We start from the raw sequence: 6369 nt of genomic DNA, 5'->3' as shown, positions 1-6369 counted from the left end.
TGCACCCCGGAATGGAGGCGGCTCGCGAGGTGTGGTGGAGTTCAGCGCTGGTGCGGCTCACAATGGATGAGAAAGGGGTGCGGGAAATCCGGCTCCATCCCGTCGAAACCGGTCGCAATGCCGATCGGGAGGCAGCGATCCTGCGCCCCACCGGCAAGGCCGGCCATCCACGCACCGAAGGGCGGCCGCGGCGCGCCGACGCGGGCAACGCCGAACGGATTCTCACCCGGATTCAGCGCCTTTCGGAACCGTTCGGCGTCACGGTCGCGATAGAGGATGGCGTCGGGATCATCCGGCTATGACCGGCGGCGCGATGGCCGGGCACCGGCGTCCGGCGGGGGCGGACCGGTGATGCCCGGCGCACCTGCGATAGGGCTGGGGCTGCGCACCATGCTCGCCGCTTTGCTGTGCATTGCGGGCGGAGCCGCGGCGGACTGGCTGCGGATCCCGCTGGCCTGGATCCTCGGGCCGATGGTCACCGCTGCGATCCTGTCGCTTTCCGGCTTCGGCTTCTGGTACCCGCGGATCGGCCAGCGGATCGGGCAGTGGACCATCGGATGTTCCGTCGGGCTCCGCCTGACCGGCGTTGCGCTGGTGGCGCTGGCGCCGCTGATCCCCCTGATGATCGGGCTCGGCCTCCTCGGAATGTGCGCTGGCTCGGTCGCGAGCCTGATCCTCGTGCGCTTCGCGCGGCTCGATCCGCGGACGGCCTATTTCGCGATGATGCCGGGAGGGCTTGCCGAAATGGCCAATGTCGCCGGATCTGTCGGTGCGCGCGGAGAGCCGGTGGCCCTTTGCCAGGCGCTGCGCGTGGCGATCGTGGTCCTCGTGCTGCCGCCCGTCGTGCTGGCGCTGGGGACGGCCGACCGATCATCGGTCGGCCTGCCGGCGCACTATCTGCCGGCGGCCGGGATGGGGCTGCTGCTTTGCGCCGGGCTGGCGGGCGTCGTCGCCGCCAAGTATCTCAGGTTCTCCAATTACTGGATGATCGGCGCGATGATCGGGTCCGGCAGCGCTTCGGCCGCCGGGCTGGTCTCGGGCGCGATGCATCCGGAGCTGGTTCATGCCGCGCAGTTTCTGCTGGGCGTGGCGATCGGGGCCCGGTTTCGCCGGGACATTATATCCAAACTGGTCCGGATCGCGCTTGTCTCGGTGTTTGCCGCCTTCGCCATGATCGCTTTGCTGTTCGGGTCCGGGTCCCTGCTGGCGGTGCTGACCCACGGCGATCTGGCGACCTCGGTGCTGGCCGTCGCGCCGGGCGGCTTGCCGGAAATGGCGGTAACGGCGCAGGCGATGCACCTGGATGTGGCCTTCGTGGTGATGTTCCAACTGGTCCGGGCGTTCCTGGTCAACGGCTTTGTCATCCAGCTCATGAGCATCCTCGACCGGATGGGGTTTTTTAGGATGGCGGAGAAACTGCGCCGTCCTTAGCCTGCAGGCGGCTTTGGCCTAATGGCCGGTTTCGCGAAGGTAGCGTTGCCGGGCGAGGCTGGGCAGGCCGCCGCTCAGGAAGATGTCCTCGATCATCGCGGGATATTTCCGCAAAGGCAGGATTTCGCCGGTCGCGGCGTTGCGGACGATTCCCGCGGCATAGTCGATTTCCATCGTCTGGTGATCCTCGATCAACGCGGTCACGCCGGGGACGATGAAGATCGGCAGCGGCAGGGCGATATTGTTGCGCAGGAACAGCCGCGCGGCGGATTCAACGACGATCGCTGCGACGCCGACCTCTCGCAGCACCAGGCCGGGGCGGTGCGACCCGCAGCCGAAATTGCGTCCGGCGACGATGATGTCGCCCCGCTCCACCTCGCGCGGAAATTCCGGGCGAAAGGCTTCGAGCGTGTGCAGCTTCAACTCCTCCATCGTCGGGAAAAGATAGTACGGATTTATCGAGTCGGAATCGACGGAATCACCGAATTTCCAGATGCGCCCCCGGATCGGCGTGTTGAGGTCATAGTTCATCGAACACCTCCCTGGGATCGATGATTTCGCCCGCGACCGCGGCAGCGGCAACGCTGAGCGGCCCGGCGAGATAGATCTCCGCCTCAAGGCTTCCCTTGCGTCCGCGGAAATTGCGCGTGGTGGCGGTGATGCAGCGTTCGCCGTCCGCCAGGTAGCCGACCTTGGGCTGGCAGATGCCGCATCCTGGCGTGACGATCTGGACGCCGGCTTCGAGCAGGTCCTCGATCAGGCCCGCCTTGGCGCATTGAAGATAGACCTGCTGGGACGCGGGCGAGATCAGGAAGCGCACTCCCTTGGCGACCTTCCTGCCGCGCAGCATCCGCGCCGCGATCTCGATGTCATCGAAGCGGCCGTTGGCGCAGGAGCCGATCTGCGCCTGGTCGATCCTGATGCCCGCCGCCTCGCCGATCGGGCAGACATTGTCGAAACGGTGAGGCCGGGCGACCACGAAGGGCATTGCGTCGACGTCGACCGTGATCTCGCGCTCATACACCGCATCCGGGTCCGCGGCGACCGGCTCATAGGGCTGGTCGGTCCGGCCCTCCAGAAACGCCGCGGTCGTTTCGTCAAAGGGGAGAAGCGCGAATTTTGCGCCAAGCTCCAGGCTTTGCGTGGCCAGGCAGAACCGCTCATCCATGCCGAGCGTCGGGATCAGCGATCCGGTGAATTCCAGCGAGGCGCTCTGGGCGAAGTCGTCGCCGTAAAGGCCGGCGAGCCAGAGCACGATGTCCTTGGCGATCGGATGGTTGCGCCGCTTGCCCTCGAGCCGGATCCGGATGGTGGGCGGAACCTGGAACCACACTTCGCCGAAGAGCAGCACGTGCAGCATGTCGCCGCGCGTGATCCCCGAGCTGAGCGCGTTCAGGGCGCCATAGGCGGTGGTGTGGGAATCATTGCCGACGACCAGTTCGCCGGGGCGCACATAGCCGTAATCGGTCATCATCTGATGGGCGATGCCGGGTTCCGCGTCGTGGAAATGCCTCACGCCCAGACGCTTGACCTCGGCCCGGATCTTGACGTTCTCGTCCGCGTAACTCTGGCTCAGCGCCGGTTGGTGATGATCGACCAGGAGAAAGAACCGCTCCGGGTCCCATATCCTTGGCAGGCCTTCGGCAAAGCCCGCTTCCACCGCCATGCGGTGGATTTCCATGAACTGGTAGTGGCACATGGCGCCGTCGATCCGCGCGGTCATGAAGTCGCCCGCCCGCACCTTTGTTGCCGCGACGTTTCGCCGGGACATGATTTTCTCGACCATCGTCAGCCCCATTGCGCACCTCCCTGAGCTTTCGCGGCGTCCGGGGGATGCTAGGGAGAGACAGGTGGAACCGACAATCGCAAATCGGAATAGTGCTAGGCCTTCGGCTTCGAATACTCGAAAAACACTATCTTATCAGAGGCCTCTGCCGCCATCGGCCGGGGCGCCGGTCGCGCGTCGGGGGGATGCTATATGCGTAAAACCGGTATCGCAGCCGCACGCTATGCCATTCGTCCTATATTGGCATAACCATAATGTCTTCCAAACCGGAATGGTGGTGGTCTATCAAAAACAGGGCCGAGGAGGGTGCATCGGGAAATCCCGGTGCGCTGGCCACATGAGAACAATAAGGGAGGGTTCATTTTGGGAGACCGCGACTTCAAGGATCTGGCCAGCAGTCTGGTCCTCATTCTGCTGGGCGGCTCTTCCGCCCTTTACGCATGGTCGCATTATGCGCTTGGCAGCATCAGGCAACCGGGGCCAGGGGCGTTTCCGACGGTTCTCGGCGCCCTGCTGGTGGTGTTTGGCGTGCTGATCGGCATTCCCGCGCTCAGGCGCGAGGGAACGCTGCCGCAGTTCGAACTCGTGCCCTTCGCGGCCGTCGTTCTCAGCGTGATCGCGTTCAGCATGCTGATCGAACCTTTCGGACTCGTGCCCTCGATCGTGGCGCTGGTCGTCATCGCGACGGTTCCCGAGAAGCGACTGAGCTGGACCGGCAAGCTGTTGCTGGCAGTCGGCCTGTCGATCAGTTGCGCTGTGATTTTCATCCTTGGCCTCGGCCTGACCCTCGAACTCGCGAAGTGGCCTTACTGATGGATTTCAACGGCCTCCTTGCCAGCCTTGAGCTGGGACTCGCGACGGCATTGATGCCGGTCAATCTCTATTATTGCATGATCGGAGTCATGCTCGGCACCGCGCTCGGCGTGATGCCCGGAATCGGCGCGCTCACGGCGGTCTCGCTGCTTTTTCCGGTCACGTTTCACCTCGATGCCACGCCGGCGATCATCATGCTCGCCGGCATTTATTACGGTACGGCCTATGGCGGATCGACCGCGGCCATCCTTCTCAACATTCCCGGCACCCCATCCTCCGCGGTGACCTGCATCGAGGGCTATGCGATGTCGAAGACCGGGCGCGCCGGAATCGCCCTGTTCATGACGTCGATAGCCTCCTTTTTCGGGGGCAGCATCGGCATCATCCTCACCATCCTGGTGTCCCCATTGATCGTGATGATCGCGTTCAGTTTCGGCGCGGCAGAGTATTTCGCGCTGATGCTGCTGGGATTGATCGCCGCCACCACCCTTTCCGACGGGTCGGTCCTGAAGGGAATGGCGATGGTGGTGATGGGGATCCTGTTCGGGACGGTCGGAACGGATCTTTATACGGGCGTGGAGCGGTTCAACTTCGGGATTCCCGGCCTCGCCGACGGGATCAGCATCGTGGCGGTGGCGATGGGGCTGTTCGGGATCTCCGAGGTGATCGTCAGCATCCGCAGCGGCAGTTCGGGCCGTCACGACAAGGAGAAGGTGACGCTCCGCTCGATGTTGCCGACCAGGGACGACACGCGCCGGTCATGGATGCCGATGCTGCGCGGCGGCGGGCTGGGTGCCTTCTGCGGAACCCTGCCGGGGATCGGCGGCACCGTTGCGTCGTTCATGGCCTATGCGGTGGAGAAGCGGGTGAACAAGGATCCGTCCCGCTTCGGGACCGGGGCCATCGAGGGGCTGGTGGCGCCCGAAGCCGCCAACAATGCCGCGGACCAGACCGCCTTCATCCCGTCGCTCACCCTGGGCGTGCCGGGCAGTGCGACGATGGCGGTCATTCTCGGGGTGCTGATCATTCACGGCATCACGCCCGGACCGCGGCTGGTGGTTGAACAGCCCGATCTGTTCTGGGGCCTGATCATGAGCTTCTGGGTCGGAAACATCATGCTCCTGATCTTGAACATTCCCTTGATCGGGATCTGGGTCAAATTGCTCTCCATGCCGTATCACGTCCTGTATCCGGCGATCCTCACCTTCTGCTGTGTCGGCGTCTACACGGTCGGGCTGAACGATTTCGAGGTGCTGATTGTCGGTCTGCTGGGTGCGCTGGCCTATTGCCTGCGGTTGCTCGATTTTCCGCCTGCGCCCTTCATTCTGGGCTTCGTCCTCGGCCCGATGCTGGAGGAGGAATTCCGTCGCGCAATGCTGATTTCGCGCGGCGATCCGGCGATCTTCATCAGCAGCCCCATCAGCGGAACATTGATGGGCATCACTTTTGTCTTGCTGCTGGTCGGGCTTTTCGGCGCCGTTCGCCGGAACCGCGACCTGCGGCGGATGAGCGCCGAGGAATAGTGCCGCGGTTTTCCGGATCATCCGACCTCCGGCGTCACCGGAGGTCGGACCCCCGCGACGCATTCGGCAAAGCGGTGGACAGCGTCACAAGGACCTTCTTGAAGAGGACAGACCATGGGACAGAGGCTTGCCGTGATTACGGGGGGCGCCAGCGGCATCGGCGAGGCGTGCGCGCGCACGCTGGCCGCCGCGGGGGCCCAAGTGGTGATCGCCGATATCAATGAAGCGTCGGCCAAGGCGGTCGCGGACTCCCTCGGCGGCGTGTCCGTCACGCTCGACGTCGGTGACCCCGAGGCTATTGAGAGGGTTTCGGAGGAGATCCTGCGCGCGCACGGGCCGGTTGGCATTCTGGTCAACAGCGCCGGGATCATCCAGTCGCCGCTGCCGCCGGAGTCGCTGCCGCTTTCGCTTTGGGACGATGTGGTCCGGATCGACCAGCGCGGCACATATCTCTGCTGCTGCGCCTTCGCACGGCAAATGCTTGCGGCGGAGGGAGGCAGCATCGTCAATATCGCCTCGATCACCGGCATGCGCGCCATGCCGCTGCATGCCTATGGACCTGCCAAGGCCGCCGTCATTGCGATGACGCGGTCGCTGGCGGTGGAATGGGGCCGAGGCAATGTCCGGGTCAATGCCGTTTCCCCTGGCTACACACTGACGCCGGCGCTCCAGGCCTATATCGACCAGGGCCTGCGCGATCCGGCGCGGATGGCGGCCTATTCGGCGCTGGGAAGGATGGTCAGGGCGGACGAAGTGGCTGCCGTCGTGTCGTTCCTCGCGACCGATGCGGCGTCGGCGATCACCGGGGCAAATATA

Annotated in this window: 6 protein-coding genes and 1 pseudogene; 5 read left to right on the top strand and 2 right to left on the bottom strand. The window is 64.5% G+C overall.

The window, feature by feature from the left end; translation table 11 throughout:
* Both LL06_RS24625 and LL06_RS24620 read left to right on the top strand, forming a co-directional pair.
* Nucleotides 1-302: pseudogene (locus LL06_RS24625) on the top strand (CapA family protein); the annotation flags it as partial.
* 49 nt (nucleotides 303-351) lie between these two features.
* Entirely contained in the window at nucleotides 352-1431 is a 1080-nt protein-coding gene (locus tag LL06_RS24620) for an AbrB family transcriptional regulator (protein ID WP_161785019.1), read from the top strand.
* Nucleotides 1432-1449: 18 nt separating this feature from the next.
* Here the strand turns inward: LL06_RS24620 and LL06_RS24615 are convergent, their stop codons facing one another.
* Complete coding sequence (locus LL06_RS24615; protein WP_035533323.1) at nucleotides 1450-1962, bottom strand: hypothetical protein; 513 nt, start codon at nucleotides 1960-1962, stop codon at nucleotides 1450-1452.
* Nucleotides 1952-3217, bottom strand: a complete 1266-nt coding sequence (locus LL06_RS24610) for an aconitase/3-isopropylmalate dehydratase large subunit family protein (protein WP_280114139.1) — start codon at nucleotides 3215-3217, stop codon at nucleotides 1952-1954. The genes LL06_RS24615 and LL06_RS24610 overlap by 11 nt, the downstream gene beginning before the upstream one ends.
* A gap of 363 nt (nucleotides 3218-3580) precedes the next feature.
* On the opposite strand from LL06_RS24610, the gene LL06_RS24605 reads away from it, so the two are divergent.
* The 3 genes from LL06_RS24605 to LL06_RS24595 form a co-directional block, all read left to right on the top strand.
* Complete coding sequence (locus tag LL06_RS24605) at nucleotides 3581-4030, top strand: tripartite tricarboxylate transporter TctB family protein (protein ID WP_035533320.1); 450 nt, start codon at nucleotides 3581-3583, stop codon at nucleotides 4028-4030.
* Nucleotides 4030-5553 carry a tripartite tricarboxylate transporter permease gene (locus LL06_RS24600; RefSeq protein ID WP_035533318.1) on the top strand — a complete coding sequence of 508 codons (1524 nt, stop codon included), beginning with the start codon at nucleotides 4030-4032 and terminating at the stop codon, nucleotides 5551-5553. The genes LL06_RS24605 and LL06_RS24600 overlap by 1 nt, the downstream gene beginning before the upstream one ends.
* 114 nt (nucleotides 5554-5667) lie before the next feature.
* On the top strand, nucleotides 5668-6369 hold a 702-nt coding region (locus LL06_RS24595), incomplete at its 3' end, for an SDR family oxidoreductase (protein ID WP_035533328.1).

The sequence above is a fragment of the Hoeflea sp. BAL378 genome, assembly GCF_000759435.1.
Classification (GTDB): Bacteria; Pseudomonadota; Alphaproteobacteria; order Rhizobiales; family Rhizobiaceae; genus Hoeflea.
The sequence above is the reverse complement of the archived record's forward strand: the minus strand, read 5'-3'. Positions and strand labels throughout refer to the sequence as shown.